General features: G+C 69.6%; 16 protein-coding genes. 7 read left to right on the plus strand and 9 right to left on the minus strand.

All coding sequences use genetic code 11. The annotated features are described in order from the left end of the window. Window positions 1–129: 129 nt before the first annotated feature. Window positions 130–1,587: an amidase gene (locus ACFQ4H_RS21100; protein WP_377572877.1), complete on the minus strand. Its 1,458-nt coding sequence runs from the start codon at window positions 1,585–1,587 to the stop codon at window positions 130–132. A 196-nt stretch (window positions 1,588–1,783) separates the two neighbouring features. Here ACFQ4H_RS21100 and ACFQ4H_RS21105 point away from each other — a divergent pair, with 196 nt between their 5' ends. Then, a complete protein-coding gene (locus ACFQ4H_RS21105) occupies window positions 1,784–3,925 on the plus strand; it encodes a helix-turn-helix transcriptional regulator (protein ID WP_377572879.1) in 2,142 nt (713 codons plus the stop codon). A 111-nt stretch (window positions 3,926–4,036) separates the two neighbouring features. Here the strand turns inward: ACFQ4H_RS21105 and ACFQ4H_RS21110 are convergent, their stop codons facing one another. Beyond that, window positions 4,037–4,696: a TetR/AcrR family transcriptional regulator gene (locus ACFQ4H_RS21110; protein WP_377572880.1), complete on the minus strand. Its 660-nt coding sequence runs from the start codon at window positions 4,694–4,696 to the stop codon at window positions 4,037–4,039. Window positions 4,697–4,792: 96 nt separating this feature from the next. On the opposite strand from ACFQ4H_RS21110, the gene ACFQ4H_RS21115 reads away from it, so the two are divergent. Next, window positions 4,793–5,770: an SDR family NAD(P)-dependent oxidoreductase gene (locus ACFQ4H_RS21115; RefSeq protein WP_377572882.1), complete on the plus strand. Its 978-nt coding sequence runs from the start codon at window positions 4,793–4,795 to the stop codon at window positions 5,768–5,770. A gap of 305 nt (window positions 5,771–6,075) precedes the next feature. Here the strand turns inward: ACFQ4H_RS21115 and ACFQ4H_RS21120 are convergent, their stop codons facing one another. From ACFQ4H_RS21120 to ACFQ4H_RS21130, 3 genes are read right to left on the minus strand one after another with little or no spacing between them, the layout of a single operon-like run. Continuing rightward, a complete protein-coding gene (locus tag ACFQ4H_RS21120) occupies window positions 6,076–6,507 on the minus strand; it encodes an SHOCT-like domain-containing protein (protein WP_377572884.1) in 432 nt (143 codons plus the stop codon). A 21-nt stretch (window positions 6,508–6,528) separates the two neighbouring features. Beyond that, window positions 6,529–6,789, minus strand: a complete 261-nt coding sequence (locus ACFQ4H_RS21125; protein ID WP_377572886.1) for a hypothetical protein — start codon at window positions 6,787–6,789, stop codon at window positions 6,529–6,531. Next, window positions 6,786–7,148, minus strand: a complete 363-nt coding sequence (locus ACFQ4H_RS21130) for a DUF2089 domain-containing protein (protein ID WP_377572887.1) — start codon at window positions 7,146–7,148, stop codon at window positions 6,786–6,788. The genes ACFQ4H_RS21125 and ACFQ4H_RS21130 overlap by 4 nt, the downstream gene beginning before the upstream one ends. Window positions 7,149–7,495: 347 nt before the next feature. On the opposite strand from ACFQ4H_RS21130, the gene ACFQ4H_RS21135 reads away from it, so the two are divergent. Further along, window positions 7,496–7,849, plus strand: coding sequence for a hypothetical protein (locus tag ACFQ4H_RS21135; RefSeq protein ID WP_377572889.1), 354 nt, complete (start codon window positions 7,496–7,498; stop codon window positions 7,847–7,849). Window positions 7,850–8,110: 261 nt separating this feature from the next. On the opposite strand, the gene ACFQ4H_RS21140 is transcribed toward ACFQ4H_RS21135, so the two are convergent. After that, window positions 8,111–8,719, minus strand: coding sequence for a CueP family metal-binding protein (locus ACFQ4H_RS21140; protein ID WP_377572891.1), 609 nt, complete (start codon window positions 8,717–8,719; stop codon window positions 8,111–8,113). 53 nt (window positions 8,720–8,772) lie between these two features. Here ACFQ4H_RS21140 and ACFQ4H_RS21145 point away from each other — a divergent pair, with 53 nt between their 5' ends. Continuing rightward, window positions 8,773–8,970 (plus strand): hypothetical protein, encoded by a 198-nt coding sequence (locus ACFQ4H_RS21145; RefSeq protein WP_377572892.1) that lies wholly within the window; start codon window positions 8,773–8,775, stop codon window positions 8,968–8,970. Here ACFQ4H_RS21145 and ACFQ4H_RS21150 read toward each other — a convergent pair. Further along, window positions 8,967–9,299 (minus strand): dihydrofolate reductase family protein, encoded by a 333-nt coding sequence (locus ACFQ4H_RS21150; RefSeq protein ID WP_377572893.1) that lies wholly within the window; start codon window positions 9,297–9,299, stop codon window positions 8,967–8,969. The two genes, ACFQ4H_RS21145 and ACFQ4H_RS21150, sit on opposite strands and share 4 nt — an antisense overlap. Window positions 9,300–9,774: 475 nt before the next feature. Here ACFQ4H_RS21150 and ACFQ4H_RS21155 point away from each other — a divergent pair, with 475 nt between their 5' ends. From ACFQ4H_RS21155 to ACFQ4H_RS21165, 3 genes are all read left to right on the plus strand, one after another. Next, window positions 9,775–10,428 (plus strand): SRPBCC family protein, encoded by a 654-nt coding sequence (locus ACFQ4H_RS21155; protein WP_377572895.1) that lies wholly within the window; start codon window positions 9,775–9,777, stop codon window positions 10,426–10,428. Between the two features lie 260 nt (window positions 10,429–10,688). Continuing rightward, a complete protein-coding gene (locus tag ACFQ4H_RS21160) occupies window positions 10,689–11,333 on the plus strand; it encodes a DNA alkylation repair protein (protein WP_377572941.1) in 645 nt (214 codons plus the stop codon). A gap of 425 nt (window positions 11,334–11,758) precedes the next feature. Continuing rightward, window positions 11,759–12,346 carry a DUF3105 domain-containing protein gene (locus ACFQ4H_RS21165; RefSeq protein WP_377572897.1) on the plus strand — a complete coding sequence of 196 codons (588 nt, stop codon included), beginning with the start codon at window positions 11,759–11,761 and terminating at the stop codon, window positions 12,344–12,346. A 212-nt stretch (window positions 12,347–12,558) separates the two neighbouring features. Here ACFQ4H_RS21165 and ACFQ4H_RS21170 read toward each other — a convergent pair whose 3' ends face one another. Together ACFQ4H_RS21170 and ACFQ4H_RS21175 are read right to left on the minus strand one after the other, a co-directional pair. After that, on the minus strand, window positions 12,559–13,272 hold the full coding sequence (locus ACFQ4H_RS21170) for a copper homeostasis protein CutC (RefSeq protein ID WP_377572898.1): 714 nt from the start codon (window positions 13,270–13,272) through the stop codon (window positions 12,559–12,561). After that, window positions 13,269–15,467 (minus strand): ABC transporter ATP-binding protein, encoded by a 2,199-nt coding sequence (locus ACFQ4H_RS21175; RefSeq protein ID WP_377572900.1) that lies wholly within the window; start codon window positions 15,465–15,467, stop codon window positions 13,269–13,271. The genes ACFQ4H_RS21170 and ACFQ4H_RS21175 overlap by 4 nt, the downstream gene beginning before the upstream one ends. Between the last annotated feature and the right edge of the window lies 1 nt (window position 15,468).

Below are 15,468 nucleotides of genomic sequence, written 5' to 3' on the forward strand. Positions count from 1 at the left end.
GTCGGCTCGACCACCGCTTCTCCGGACCGGAATGCACCGTGGGCTGTGCGTCCACGTCGTCGGGTACGCCGCCGTCGGCGGCGTACCCGATCCGAACGGCGGTGACGGGACCGCCGAGTGGAACCGCCCCTACCCGGCGATCCCCGGGTGCCGGCCGGCCCACGGGCGGGCCTGCTCCAGCACGCTACCCAGCCGGATCAGCAGGTCCTCCCGGCCGTATGCGGCGACGAACTGTACACCGACCGGCAGCCCGTCGGCCGACCAATGCATCGGCAGCGACATCGCCGGCTGCCCGGTCGCGTTGAACGGCGAGGTGAAGCTGACGTACTCGCCCGACTTCAGGAAGCCGGCCAGCGGCTGCCCGGGTACCGGTCGCAGCTCGCCGAGTTGCGCCGGCAGCTTCGGTAGCGTCGGCGTGACCAGGAGGTCGTAGCCCGGGTCGCGCCCGCCGTCGACACCGGCGTCGTCGTGGTTCCACCAGGCAGCAACCCGCCGGCACCACCGGTGCAGCGCGCTCAGCCCTTCGAGGTACGCGACAGCGGGTACGTCCTTGCCGTACATGCCGAGCGCCCAGTTGTCCTGGTCCAGATCGTCGGGGGTGAGTTCCCGGCCGATCACCTTGCCCCAGTGCACGATGTCCAGGTACTGGAACACCGGCATCAGCACCTGCGCCTCGGCCGGTGGCTCGTCCAGCGCGGCCGGGCGGGCCTCCTCCACGATGTGCCCGAGTTCCTCCAGCAGGGCGGCCGTCGACCGGACCGCCACCACCACCTCGGGGTCGAGCGCGACGTTCGGATGGTCGACCTGGATGCCGACCCGCAGCCGGCCAACCGGTGCACCGACCTCCTGCACGTACGGGCGCTTCGGCGTCGGCGCCGTGTACGGATCACCGGGTGCCATCCCGCCGACGACGTCGAGAATTCCCGCGATATCCCGTATTGATCGGGTGATGGCGGACTCGTGCGTCATGCCGGCCCACGCCTCACCCAGTTCCGGGCCGAGCGAGACCCGGGCCCGGGTCGGCTTCAGGCCGACGAGACCGTTCGCGCTCGAGGGAATCCGTACCGATCCGCCACCGTCGTTGGCATGCGCCGCCGGCACCATGCCGGTCGCGACCGCGACCGCGGAGCCGCCGCTGGAACCACCGGACGAACGGCCGAGATCCCACGGGTTGCGCGTGGGGCCGTACGAGTCGGGCTCCGTCGTCGTCCACGCACCGATCTCGGGGGTGTTCGTCCGGCCGACGAGCACGAACCCCGCCGCCCGCAGCTTCGACACCATCCAGGTATCGGCCGACGCCCGCCAGTCCAGCTCCTTCAGGAAGCGGGTGCCGTAGTGGTAGGGGTCGCCCTCGCTCTGCTGGAACAGGTCCTTGACGGCGAAGGGCACCCCGCCGAACGGTCCGGTCGGCGCTCGATCGGCGACCGCCCGCGCCTTCTCGAAGCTGGTGTGGATGAACGCGTTGACCTCGGGATTCAGCTTCTCGATCCGGCTGATCGAATGCTCGACGAGTTCGCGGGCGCTGACCTCGCCCGAACGGACCAGCTCGGCCTGCCCGGTCGCGTCGAGCCAGGTGATGTCTTCCATGGCGTCCTCTCATAGGGCCGGCACTGTCGGGCCGACCGACGGTCGACCGGCGAGTGCCGCTGTTCGCCTGTTACGTCCCACAGCCTCACCGCCACCGGTCGGCCCGACAACGGACAGCCGCCGGATCGGCAGTACTGCCTAGGCAATGCCGACTGGGTCGTACGGGTCATCGGCCGCCCTCGTACGCTGGCCGTCGATGACCCGTACGACGCGTGCACGGCCGGTGCTCGAACGGCGGCTGGAGACCGCCGCCTGGCAGCACCGGTTGACCGTCGTGCACGCCCCCGCCGGCTGGGGCAAATCACTGGGCCTGGCCGCCTGGATCGCCTCGTCGGCGCGGGGGAACCGGATCGCCCGGGCCGAACTGGATCCGGACTGTTCCGAGCCGGTCGTCTTCTGGACCCGGGTGGCCGAGGCGCTGGCCGGCACCGACGACCGGTTCGCCGGCCTGGACACGCCTCCAGCCGGGGTGGACGACCGTCGTACCTGGATAGCGGAGCTGGTCGCCACCGGACTGTCCGCGCCCGCCGACCTCGTCCTGGCCCTCGACAACGTCGAACGGATCGACACCCCGGCCGTCGGCGACGAGCTCGCACTGCTCGTGCTTGGCCGCTCCCGGATCCGGCTCCTGCTGGCCGGCCGTACCCGGCCGCCGCTCGCCCTCGCCCGGCTGCGGGCCTCGGGGGCGCTGGCCGAGATCGACGCCGGCGATCTCGCCTTCTCCGCCGACGAGGCGCGGTCACTGCTCGACAGTCCTGCCACCCCGGAGTTCGAGGAGGCGATCCGGCGGGCCGAGGGCTGGCCCGTCGCGCTGCGGTTCGCCGCCGGGCAGCCGCACGAGCGGCTCCGCGGCGACCATCACCACCTGTACGACTACGTCGTCGAGGAGGTGCTCGCCCCGCTGCCGGCCAACCTGCGTCGCTTCCTGCTCGGCACCGCCGGGCTCGACTGGCTGGGCGGCCCGCTCTGCGACGCGGTCACCGGCGGCGACGATGGCAGCGGCATGCTGGCCCGGCTCGACCGGGCGGGAGTCTTCGTCGTACCGCTCGACCGCCGCCGCCTGTGGTTCCGCTACCACCCGCTGTTCCGGGAAGCACTGCACCGGGCCGCAGCGGCCGAAGGCGTCGACACCGAGGCAGCCCACCGCCGCGCCGCCCGCTGGTTCGTCGACCACGGGATGCCGGACCGCGCGATCGCGCACCTGCTGGCCGCCGGTGACGAGGCCGAGGCGGGCGAACTGATCGCGTCCACGTACTGGCGGATGCTCGATGTCGGCCGCACCGCCACCGTCCTCGCCTGGATCGACCGGCTTGCTCCGGAGCACCTGCACGCCGACGCGCGGCTGCTACTCGCGCACGCGTCGGCGAGCCTGTTCGCCGGCCGTACCGGGGACGTACACCTCGCCCTGGCGCTGGCCGAGACGGCACCGGCCCGGCAGGGGCCCCTGGCCGATGGCCTGCCGTCGGTCGACGCCGGTATCGCGCTCGGCCGGGCCTCCCTCAGTGCGTTGCGCGGCAACGTCGGCGAGGCGGTGCGCTGGGCACGGCGGGCCCGCGCGATGCACGGGCCGGAGCATTTCACGCAACGGGCGAACTGCGACATCATCCTGGCCGGCTCGGCGTACTACGCCGGTCCCGGCGACGACGTCGAGTTCCGGCTGACGGAGATCGTGGAGTCGGCCACCCCGATGCGCAACACCGCGGCCGAGGTCGCCGGCCGCGCAACCCTCGCCCGGGTCCGCGCGGAGCGCGGGGACCTGCCGGCCGCCTGGGAACAGCTGGCCCGAGCCGAGGCCCTGATCGGTTCCCGGTACGCCGCCCTGCCGTTCGCGGACCGTGTGTTCGCCCTCTGCCACGCGGCGGTCGCCCAGCACTCGGGTGCTGTCGACACCGCGGTCGCCGGCTTCACGAACGCCCACGATCTGGCGATCGCCGCGACCGACCGGATCACCGCCTTGGACGCCACCCTGGGCCTGGCGGAGTTGGAACTCGACGCGGGGCGGGTGGAGACCGCCCGGCGCTGGTCGGATGAGGCAGCGCGGCTGCTGGCCGAGTGCGAGGACCCCGGGCAGCGACTGCGCAGCCGGCAGGCAGCGGTGCGAGCCCGGCTCGCCGACCGGGTCGCTGCCGATCCGACCGCTGGCGGTCTGGTCACCGCCCGCCAGGGGGCGATCCTCCAGGCGGTCGCGCGCGGTCTGTCCGATGCCGCGATCGCTGCGGAACTCGGGGTGAGCGTCCGAACGGTGCACGCACACCTGCGGGCGGTCAACGCCCGGCTGCGGGTCCACTGCCGCGCCGACGCGGTCCGCGTCTACCGGGCGCGCGGCGGCCCCGCTTGAGCGGGGTATGTGTGGTGGAACGTCGATGCCAGGTGGCATGGGTGCCCGAGGCACCCGTACGGGGTGCAGCACCGGACACCGCCGTGATCGCCGGTAGCCGTGGGCTGCCGGTCACCGACTCGGGCGGATTCCCTCCGCCCCAAGGGACACCGGCGCAGTGGCGTCCGCGGCTTCTGAGCAGTGCAGTGCGATCTCGGCTGCGCGCAGCATCGCGGCGTGGGTCCGCTCCGGTGGCTCGGCATGCCGCAGGCTGGTCACCGCGCTGGCGCTGATGGCCCCCATCAGCGCCCCGACGACGGCTGCCGCCGCGGCCTCGTCGAGTGCCTCCGGATATGCCCGGTGCAGCGCCTCGGCGATTCGGGTCTGAGCGGTGAACACGGTGTGCAGCACGCGGGCCTGAACGGCGGGCGTTGTGACTATCAGACGCGCCCGCAGTGCCGCCAGGCCGCCAGGTAGGTCGCCGGCGGCGGTGTTGGCGATCATGCTCCGGGTTGCCCCGGCCAGCACCTCCCGCATTGGCGCGTCGGGCCGCCGTCCTTCGATGGCCTGCACGGCCAGGTCGATCCTCGTATCACTGTCGACCAGCAGCACGTCCTCCTTCGCAGGGAAGTGCAGGAAGAACGTGCGCTTGCTGACGTCGGCGGCCTCGGCGATGTCAGCCACGCTCGTCCGGTCGTAACCCTTCTCGGTGAACAGGCGGACGGCGGCGTTCACCAGTGCCTGTCGGGTGACCTGCTTCTTCCGTTCACGACGTCCAAGTTCGCCTGACACCGGGCCAGCGTAGTACACCACGTACATAGGTTCACCAAGAGTATGAGTACACTGAGTGCACTAATTTGTCGGGCGAAATGAAGCGAGGTGCCGTACATGGGCGAGCTGACTGGACGGACAGTGCTGGTCACCGGCGCCGGGCGGGGCATCGGCCGGGCGGAGGCGCTGTATCTGGCGGCCAGCGGCGCGAACGTAGTCGTGAACGACCCCGGCGTGGAGATCGATGGACGGGGCGGCGACGCCAGCATCGCTGCCGCTGTGGTCGACGAGATTCGCGCGCAGGGCGGACACGCGGTCGCCGACACGGGCAACGTCACCGACTGGGCAGCCGCCCAGCGCATGGTCGAACTGGCCGTCGCGGAGTTCGGCGACCTGCACGCGGTGGTCAACAACGCAACCATTGAGATCAACAAAGGGCTCGAACGGCTGACCGAAGCGGAGTTCGACGACGTGGTGGCAGTCAAACTGAAAGGGACCTTCGCGTTGAGTCACTGGGCTACGGCGTACTGGCGTGGCCGGCTGGACCGAGGAGTGCGTACGGACCGAGCCATCGTCAACACCGCGTCGGGCTCCGGCCTGCTCAATCCACTACCCACCCAGTCGAACTACGCGGCGGCGAACGCCGCAGTCGCGGCCATGACCACCGTGCACGCACTGGAACTGCGGCGAATGGGGGTCCGGGTGAACTGCATCAGCCCGTCGATGGTGCGCACTCGGCTGACGAACCCGGTGCCGGGCATGGATCAGACACCGCCGGACGGGGAACTGGACCCGAAGGACCCCGTCGTGGTGGCTCCGCTCGTCGCCTACCTGGTCAGTGCGGGGTGCCCACTGACCGGGCAGGTGCTGTCGGTGCGTGGCGGCTCGATCGCGGTCAACCACGGCTGGACACGCGGTGCGCAGATCAACAAGGACAGGGAACTCTGGACGGTTCCCGAACTGGCGGCGGGCCTGGCGACACTACCGCTGGAGGATCCATTCGACCGGCTGGCGACCGCACTCGGTGGCGCCCTGGGTATCCACGGCCGCGACAGGTTCGAGGCGATGGTCAACGCAGAGCTCGACAGGAGCTGAGCGGTCGGCTCAGCTCGGCTCGGCTCGGCTCGAGGTTTCCGGAATCCGCGTCGGCGGTGTTGCTTGGCCGGCCAGTCGACCAGGCCGGCCCGGTGGCCCGTATTCGTTCCTGCTCGTCACCGCGGCTTCCGAAGGACGTCCCCGACGCAACCACATACCGCACCGGGACGGTGAACGCTTTGGGGGTAGGTTGCGGAGGCAACACCTCGCGAACTCCACAGCCACGGGTTGAGCGCACGCGGCGGCCATCTGGCCGGACGGCGCCCGACCCGTGGTCCGGACGGGCGTCGGGCGCCGTGGCGGTGTCACTCGCAGAAAACCTGCACCTTGGTGTCGGGCTGGTCGACGTCGATGGTGAGGTCGTCGAGTTGCTCGATGAGCTCCTCGATGTGCTGCGGCTTGAGCTGGGTGAGGTCGATGGGTACGCCCGACTTGTTCAGCTCGTCGTTGACCTTGGCGAGCGCCTGCGGGGGGATGAGGCTGGTGAGCCGGACCCCGGCACGCAGCAGTTGCAGCGGGACCCGGACATTGACCCGGGCCGGTCCGTCACTGCTGGTGTCGTCCTCCGAGTTCACCACGACGCGCAGGTACTTGGGTCGCGGTTTCGGGCGGAACGTGGCTCCCGGCGGCGACTCGGGCTGTTCTCGCTCGACGGCGTCGATCAGCCGCTCGGCCTCGTCCGCGGTGATCTTTCCCTCGGCCAGCATCTGTAGGATCTGGCGGCGCTGCTCATTCATTGTCATTCCTCCCCTTCTGACTCATCTGATGCTTAACAGCACGGCCGTTCGGCCCTGCTCAAGTTCGAACCGGGTGCCGGGGAGTGCCCACAGCAGTTGCCCGGTGCCGCGTAACGCGCCCACCGGACTCACCCGGAAGACGAGGCATGCGACCAGTCCGACCAGCACGGCCAGCAACAGCAGCGGTGACAGCACCAGCAGTACCGGCAGTACCGGGACATACAGCCGCAGCCAGCGGCCGTCCCGACGACGTTGGCGGTACGTCACCAGCTGCGGGATCATCGGGACCTCTCCAGCTCGGCCAGCGCCTCCTCGACGCTGATCTCCCCCCGCCGCAGGCGGTCAACGACGTCGGCACCGGCGGGTGCCGGATCGGTGTCGACGAAGTCGAACTGCTCGGCGATCCGGTTCAGCCGGGACTTGATCGTCGGGTAGCTCACCCCGAAGATCCGCTCCATCTCCTTGATCGAACCGTGCGACCGGACGAATGCGGCAACGAACACCTGGTCGTCGGCGCTGAGCTGAGCCAGCTGCGGTGGCTCGAACTGCCCCTCGACCGCGACGCCGCTGCCGACGAGGCGGACCCGCTCGACCACGAACGGCTGTCCGCGCGTCAGGTCCGTCAGCTCCTGCCAGTCCACCTTCGGCCCCCTTACCTCCGACGATCCGTCCACCATTTAGTTTTACCTTGATTTTCTTAAGCTTTCAATCTCGGGGCCTTAATTTTTTTGATTTGATCTTCATTGCCGTGACGCTGACACCCGTCCGGCACGATCCGCCGTGTCCCGGGTGGGCCAACAGTGCCGTCATCACGTCGCGCGCCATGCGCACACCTCGGTCGGCCCGTTCGACTCCTCCACACCTCGGGGCCCACGCTGGCCCGCCGCCCACCGGCGCCACACGTGAAGCCCCCACGCACGGGTCGATCATGAGAGAAGACCGCTGGCGCTGGATTAATGGAACCCACGACCCTGTGGGGGGATGAGGCGTGTCCGGGGTCCTGGGCATGCCCGGCCCACGCTGTGGTGTCGAGCCCGCCTGCCGGGCGTACGACGGGGACCGGGTTCTGCGGACACGGGTTCTGCGGACAGCAGCCGGCAGAAGCGGCTGGGAAGTGGTCGCCATGGCGATGCGGACCCATGAGCAGGAGGGTGTGTGCCGGGTACGCGAGTGCGCGCCGATGCGGCGGGCGTCGATGGTTTCGGCGGCATCCGGGAATGCCGCGAGGCCGGAGCTGCCAGGCATCAGGGTGCCGGCCACCGGGAACGACATGCTGCCCGGCTGCGCCATCGCGTCGTTCCTGGTCATCGTCACCGACGATGCGACAGGTCCTGGTCGCTGATCAGTCGGTCGACGTCGTCGAGGTCGAGGAGGGCGGCCAACACGGCCGGGTCGCCATGATGCATCTCGGGCTGCCGGGGCCACCCGGCATGCAGGCGGGGCACCGAGTCCGAACTCGTGGTTTACCCGTTCGGAATTCTGGACGAGGGCGTGACCTTCAGCGTGGTCAGCGCCCGTTGGAAGAATCGTCGGCTGCGGCGGCGTTCCGACGCGCCGGTACGGGCACGTCGATGACCTGCCCGTACCGGTCGACCGTGTGTGCTCAGGTCATCTGCAATGTGGTCAGACAGGTCGGCGCGTCCGGACCGGTGGAGATCTTCGTTTCGGCTGCCTTGCCGCCGGAGGCGATCCGCAGCGTACCGGTCATGCCACGAGGCAACCAGAATCCCACGAAGCCGTTGGCGAAGGTGGTGACCGCCTCGTCGACCAGCACCTTGCCGCTGGCATCGTCCACGACCCTCACCTGCACCTCGGTGTTGACCAACTCGCCCTTGCACGTGGTCAGCGAATGGTAGAAGCACTCATGGGTCCGCTGCACGTACGGGGCCACCGACAGGTAGAAACGGTCGTCGGGCAGAGCCAGGCTGTGCTCCTGCCCACCGGCAGATACCACCAACTCGCTCGCGCGCACCGACGCCTTCAGGTCAGCCGGCCGGTCCTGTAGGCCCAGCCGGTCGAGCCGGTCGATGACCTCCACCGTGCTCTTCCCAGCCAAACCATAGCGAGCCAGCAGCGGCTCGGCACCGGCAGACACCGACGGGGCCGCCGAACTCGCCGTATCGGCTCCTGCAGCGGCCGTGTTGTCGCCACCACTGGAGCAACCGGTCACCAACAGCACCGACACCGCAGCCACGAGGACGAGTCGTTTCATGCTCATGATCCTGGCATGGCCGCCAGACACGCTGCTCACCTCGGCGAGGGGAAGTGACGAAAACAGGCCGCCTGGCCGTCTCGGGCCAGGCCACCCGGCCCACGTATCAGGCCCAGCCGACCCTTCCCACACCCGGTTACGGGAAGCGCACCGCCAGGGCCACTCCCGGCCGGCTGCGCTGCCGATGCCTGGCCGGAGGCCGCCAGCACGACTCGACCAGCGTCGAGGAGCACTGGCGCGGCAACGACTAACGAACTCGCTCGTAGGCGATGGCGAGTACACCGTGGTCTCCGGCGGTCGCTTTGACGAGGGTCCACTTTGAAGGCGGCAGGCCCGCGTCGAGCAGCCGCTGGCCGCCGCCGATGATCTCAGGGAACACGGTGAACGAGATGCGATCGACGCGGTCGGCCGCGAGGAGCGCCGTTATGACACTCGCGCTCGAGAGGACGACGATGTCGCCACCCGGCTCGCCCCTCAGTTGATCGACGACCTCAGCGGCGGGGCGGTCGAACACTCGGGCATTGTTCCATGGTGCCTCGGTGAGGGTGTTCGAGAGCACGACCTTCTCGCTGTCCCGCATCCAGGCGCCGTACGAAGGAATATTCTTGTCAAAGACTATATTCGTCGAGCGCTAGCTGGCCGCTACGACGGAAGTCCGTGACGTCGGGCAGCTTCCGGAAACCGGCGGACGAGCAGCCTCGCGCGCACCAGCGCGACACAGCGTAGATCAGACTTGACTTAATTAAGCCGCCACTGACACAGTTCATCGGGTGCACGCGTTCGACGTCCTCAGTGACCGGTACGACGCCGGACACTGGAGTTGCTGGCCGACGGAGAGCAGGCCGTCGGTGCCGTCAGCAAAATCGTCCGGGTGGAGTTCGACGTCCCGCCGGGTCGCTTCCGGCAGTTCTTGAGCCGGCACACCTGGATGCATCGACCACCGAAGCAGCCTGCGGCAAACGCGAACGCCGCGAACAGCGCGATGACAGTGGAAACCGAAGACACTGCGGGGACACCGGCTCGTCGTCAGGAGACCGAGTCCGCGAGGAGGATACGTGATCGACATCATCAACCAGATCAACACCACCCAGCGGGCGATAGGTAATCGGGCGGTTGCCACCGGTAATGGACGGTCAGTGCTGCTGCGCCGGGTCTACGATGCCCCGGTCGAGGACGTCTGGAGCGCCTGCACCGACCCGGAGCGGCTCGGCCGATGGCTGGGCCCGGTCGAGGGCGACCTGCGGGTCGGCGGTACGTTCCAGCTCAAGGACAACGCCGGTGGCGAGATCCTGCGCTGCGAGGAACCCCGTCTGATCAAGGTGACCTGGGTCTTCGGCGAGGGCATGCCGACCGAGGTCGAGGTACGCCTAGCGCCCGGCGACGACGGCCGCACCCTCTTCGAACTGGAGCACGCCTCACCCGCCCAGATCGTCGACGAGCTCGTGCGCACGTACGGTCCCGGTGGCACGATCGGAATCGGCTGCGGCTGGGACCTCGCGCTACTCGGCCTCGACCTCTTCCTGCACGGCGTGAAGTTCGACCCCGCCACCTGGCAGGACACTCCCGAGGGAAAGGAGTTCGCCATCCGCAGCTGCCACGCGTGGGGGCCCGCGATCCAGGCTGCCTGGCATACCAGTGACGAAGACATCGCCGGGGCCATCGCATTCGCGGTGCAGCACTTCGCCCCCGGGACCAGCGACGACCGCTGATGACCCGCGACATCACCTCCGGCGGCGGTCGGGTGCCCGGGGCGGTACCGGATCGACGGGAACGCTGCTGAACAGCGGCGTCCGCCGACGCCGCTGACGGCTTCCCACCGGGCACTCCGAAGGGCCCTCCCATGACGAAGCTGACCCGCAGGGGTGCACCCGGAGCTTGGTTTTCGACCCGGGCGAACGCCGGATGGCAGCCGCTGCGCGAGAGTATTGGACAGGAGGTTGAGGTGACTGAGACGACGGTGGCCGAGGTGATGGCCGAACTGGCTGAGCTCGAGGACCCGAAGACACGCAAGGTGAACGAGAAACACGGTGACGATCACGGTGTGAACCTCAGCATGCTGCGCGCGCTCGCGAAGCGGCTGAAGACGCAGCAGGAACTCGCGTGCCAGCTCTGGGCGACGGATGACACCGCGGCGAGACTGCTGGCGATCCTGATCTGCCGTCCGAAGACATTCGAGCGTGACGAGTTGGACGCCATGTTGCGCGAGGCACGCACACCCAAGGTGCACGACTGGCTCGTGAACTATGTGGTGAAGAAGAACCCGCACTCCGAAGAGCTGCGCCTGGCCTGGTTCGTCGATCCGGATCCAGTGGTCGCGAGTGCAGGTTGGGCACTGACCACCGAACGCGTGGCTAAGCAACCCCAGGGCCTGGACCTCGCAGGACTGCTTGACGTCATCGAGGCGGGGATGAAGGACGCCCCGGATCGCCTCCAGTGGGCGATGAACCACTGCCTGGCTCAGATCGGGATCGAGCACGCCGAGCACCGCGCCCGTGCGATCGACATCGGCGAGCGCCTGGAGGTGCTCAAGGACTACCCGACTCCCCCGAACTGCACGTCTCCGTTCGCGCCCATCTGGATCAACGAGATGGTGCGCCGACAGCACGACAGGTAGGAAGGTCGGCCTCACGCTCGTGCGGCGCCCCACCTTCGTAGGCGACAGCGGCTGCCCACGTACACGATCTTCCTCGACCCACCGGCCGCCGACTGTCTGCGGGCGCGGGCAATCATTGTTCTCCCGCCGACCTCGGTAGGATCAGGTTCCCCACCCGTGGCTCGGAGGCGACAGCAGACATGGGCAATCCGGAACAGCCGCAGCAGCAGCAACCTGCCCCGCCACTGGTACCGCCACAGACATCCGCACCCCTACCGCCGCCCCCGGGCTACGGAACCCCGCAAGGCTATGGGACACCACAGCCCGGATACGGGGCACCACAGCCCGGATACGGGGCACCACAGCCCGGATACGGGGCACCACAGCCCGGATACGGGCAGTCGCCCAATTACGGCCAGCCGGGCTATCCGCACCCCGGCGCCCCGGTGGCACCGACTCCACCGGCCCGGCGTACCGGGCTGATCATCGGGATCGTGGCCGGAGCCGTCGCACTGGCCCTGCTCGTCGCCTGCGGAGTGGGCGGCTTCGTCTGGTACCAGCGAGGCAAGGGCGGCGACGACCTGCCCGAGGTGATCAACTACCGCAAGACAAACCCGGACGCGTTGAAATCGGACCACGTCCAGGCACCCCCCGTGTACCCGATGACCCCACCGGCCGGCGGCCCACACTTCCTCGAATGGCAGAACTGCAACGGCGATGTCTACTCTGCCCCCATCGTGGACGGCAACGCGGTACACAGCCTCGAACACGGCGCGGTGTGGATCACGTACCGGCCGGACCTGCCGGCAGCCGACGTGGAACGGCTGGCCGACCGGGTACGCGGACAGACACACCTGATGCTCAGCCCGTACCCGGGACAGGACTCGCCGATCTCGCTACAGGCCTGGGGGTACCAGCTCAGGGTCAACAAGGTCGACGACCCGGCAATCGACGAGTTCATCCGGACCTACCGGGAGACCGCAGCGATCGAACCCGGAGCGCCCTGCGGCGGCGGGATCACCACGACGCAATGAGCCGCCACCGGACGTGCTACCGCCGAGCGGGCCCACGGACGGCATCCCCAGGGCTGCTGTCGACTGCCATCGGCACCGTCGCTGCCCTACGCGCCGCGTCGGCCGAGGACGATCTTCACGGTACGTCGTCGGCTGGCTGGGCTGTACCGACGGCGGTACGGCGGCCGTGATGCCACAGTTTCCGTCTCCCATCACGGGGACGGAGTGTCGGGTCAACGGCCACGTACGGCGGCGACGACCCGGCGTACCTGGTAGCCGTCCGTGGCCTCGCGGCCGCCGCACCGCACCGGTGCCCGCAGGTGCACCTCCCGCGCCCCGGTCTCGGCGAGCACCCGCTGGACGTTGTGCGACCGGATGTCGCCGGCGGCAATGACCCGCAACCGGTCACCGGCCCGCTGCCGCAGGGCTGCGATCCGTGCGGCACCGGCCAGCGCGGTGGGTGCCGCACCCGAGGTGAGCACCGCGTCGGCTCCGAGACCGATGATCTCCTCGATCGCTTCCAGTTGGTCGCCGACCTCGTCGAACGCCTTGTGCACGGTCACTGGCAGCGGCCCCGCCGCCTCGATCAGGTGCCGGAGTACGGTCAGGTCAAGGCCGCCGTCGGCGGTGAGCGCCCCGACCACCACCCCGACCGCGAGACCGTGCGGATTGGGCAGGCCGTGGATGGCCTCGATGTCGGCGAGCATGACCTGCTTCTCGATCTCGCTGACCCGGAAGTTGCCACCCCGGGGGCGGACCATGACCCGTACCCCCACCCTGTGCAATGTCCGCAGGGCGACCTCGACGGTCCCCAGGCTGGGGGTGGTACCGCCCTGGCCAAGGTCCGCGCAGAGTTCCACCCGGTCGGCCCCGGCCGCCTCGGCCACCAGCGCGGTCGGTACGTCGCTCACGCAGATCTCCACGATCGTCCGATCTGTCGAACTCATCGGACAGCTCCGGTGTCCGCAGTGGCCGCCGTGGACACCGCACGGAGCGGGAAATGGCAGGCCACCTGGTGCCCGTCGCCGGCCAGCGGCGGCTCCGTCCCGCAGATCTCCTGGGCCAGGGGGCAGCGGGTCCGGAACCGGCAACCGGTGGGCGGGTTCAGTGCACTGGGCAGTTCACCGTGGATGGTGACGCCGTCGCGTACGGCCGGGGTGTTCGGGGTGATGGAGGGAACGGCGTCGATGAGCGCCTGTGTGTACGGGTGCCGGGCCGCCCGGACCACGTCCCGGGCCGGGCCGACCTCGACGAGTTTACCGAGGTACATGACGCCGATCCGGTCCGCCATGTAGTCGACGACGGACAGGTCGTGACTGATGAAGACGTACGCCAGACCAAGCTCGCGCTGCAGGTCCTTCATGAGGTTGAGGACCTGCGCCTGGATCGACACGTCCAACGCGCTCACCGGCTCGTCCCCGACGATCAGCCGGGGTTGCAGGGCCAGTGACCGGGCCAGCCCGATTCGCTGCAACTGGCCGCCGGAGAACTCGTGGGGGTAGCGCTCCAGGACCCGCCGCGACAGCCCCACCTGGTCGAGGAGGGTGGCGATGCGCGCCCGCCGGGCCGCGCCGTCGCCCACCTTCTGGATCTCCAGCGGCTCGGCGAGGATGGCGTCGACCCGCATCCGTGGGTTCATCGCGGCATAGCTGTCCTGGAACATCAGCTGGACCTGCCGGTGCATCCGGCGGCGTTCCCGCCCGGTCAGGCTGGCGATGTCGGTGCCGTCCAACATGATCTGCCCGGAGGTCGGCCGCTCCAGTCCGACGGCCAGACGGCCCACGGTGGACTTGCCGCAGCCGGACTCGCCGACCAGTCCGAAGGTCTCCCCCGGACCGACCTCGAACGAGACACCCGCCACGGCGCTCACCTGACCGGCGGTGCGACGCAGCAGCCCTCTACCGTGCGCGGCATAGTCCTTGACCAGGGCCCGCACCGACAGGACAGGTGTCGTCACCGGCTCACCTGCCGGGGCCACCGACTCAGCCGGCCCAGCCGCCGGTTCAGCGGGCCCTGCCACCGGCTCGCCTTTCCGGGCCGCCGTGCCGGCCGGCTCCGGGACCGGCTCGGCCCGGACCGGGGTCGGCAGCGGAACCGGTACGGCGGATGCCACGGGCACCGGATGCAGGCAGGCGTGCTGGTGCTCACCGGCCGACAGGGTCACCTCGGTGCTGCGGCACTCGTCGGTGGCGTACCGGCAGCGGGGGGCGAAGCGGCAGCCGGTCAGGGGCCGGGAAAGGTCCGGCGGCAGTCCCGGGATGCTGTAGAGCCGGGCGTGTTCACCGGAGTCCCGGATCGCCGACTCAGGCAGCGCCTCCATCAGTGCCTGCGTGTAGCGGTGCCGGGGCGAGTGGAGGAGCTTCTCGGTCGCGGCGGTCTCCACCACCCGTCCGGCGTACATGACGGCGACCCGGTCGGCCCGGCCGGCGATCACCCCCAGGTCGTGGGTGACCAGGATGACGGCCATCCGGAACTCTTCCCGCAGGTCGTCGATGAGTTCGAGGATCTGCCGTTGGGTGGTGACGTCGAGCGCCGTGGTCGGCTCGTCGGCGATGAGCAGGCGGGGCGAGCAGACCAGCGCCATCGCGATGGCGACCCGTTGCCGCATCCCGCCGGACAACTCGTGCGGGTAGTTGTCGACGATCCGGTCCGGGCGCGGCATCCCGACCCGGCGCAGGATCTCGATTGCCCGTTCCCGGGCCTCCGCCTTGCCGACCCGCTCGTGCACCCGCAACGGTTCGGCGACCTGGACCCCGATCCGCATGGTGGGGTTGAGCGAGGTGAGTGGGTCCTGGAAGACCATGCCCATCCGGACCCCACGGATCCGGCGTACCTCGTCGGCTGGCAGCGACCGTAGGTCCCGGCCCTCGAACAGGATCTGCCCGCCGCTCACCCGACCACCGGGCGGCAGCAACCCCATGATCGACAGTGCCGTCATCGTCTTGCCGCTGCCCGACTCGCCCACGACGCCGAGGGTCTCCCCCGGCATGAGCTCCAGGTCGACCCCGTCGAGGGCGTGCACCGTACCGCGGCGCAGGGCGATGTCGGTGTCGAGATCGCGCAGTTCCAGCAGGGGCTGGGCACCCGTCGTGTCCCCTGCCGCCGAGGAGTGCCGCACGGTCGGCTCGGTCGATTCGATCATT

The organism is Micromonospora sonneratiae, from assembly GCF_042679305.1.
Taxonomy (GTDB): domain Bacteria; phylum Actinomycetota; class Actinomycetes; order Mycobacteriales; family Micromonosporaceae; genus Micromonospora_H; species Micromonospora_H sonneratiae.

Coding starts and splice junctions, on each gene's coding strand:
- ACFQ4H_RS21100 (WP_377572877.1), bottom strand. CDS start 1,587: ATGGAAGACATCACCTGGCTCGACGCGACCGGGCAGGCCGAGCTGGTC.
- ACFQ4H_RS21105 (WP_377572879.1), top strand. CDS start 1,784: ATGACCCGTACGACGCGTGCACGGCCGGTGCTCGAACGGCGGCTGGAG.
- ACFQ4H_RS21115 (WP_377572882.1), top strand. CDS start 4,793: ATGGGCGAGCTGACTGGACGGACAGTGCTGGTCACCGGCGCCGGGCGG.
- ACFQ4H_RS21120 (WP_377572884.1), bottom strand. CDS start 6,507: ATGAATGAGCAGCGCCGCCAGATCCTACAGATGCTGGCCGAGGGAAAG.
- ACFQ4H_RS21125 (WP_377572886.1), bottom strand. CDS start 6,789: ATGATCCCGCAGCTGGTGACGTACCGCCAACGTCGTCGGGACGGCCGC.
- ACFQ4H_RS21140 (WP_377572891.1), bottom strand. CDS start 8,719: ATGAAACGACTCGTCCTCGTGGCTGCGGTGTCGGTGCTGTTGGTGACC.
- ACFQ4H_RS21150 (WP_377572893.1), bottom strand. CDS start 9,299: ATGCGGGACAGCGAGAAGGTCGTGCTCTCGAACACCCTCACCGAGGCA.
- ACFQ4H_RS21160 (WP_377572941.1), top strand. CDS start 10,689: ATGGCCGAACTGGCTGAGCTCGAGGACCCGAAGACACGCAAGGTGAAC.
- ACFQ4H_RS21170 (WP_377572898.1), bottom strand. CDS start 13,272: ATGAGTTCGACAGATCGGACGATCGTGGAGATCTGCGTGAGCGACGTA.
- ACFQ4H_RS21175 (WP_377572900.1), bottom strand. CDS start 15,467: ATGATCGAATCGACCGAGCCGACCGTGCGGCACTCCTCGGCGGCAGGG.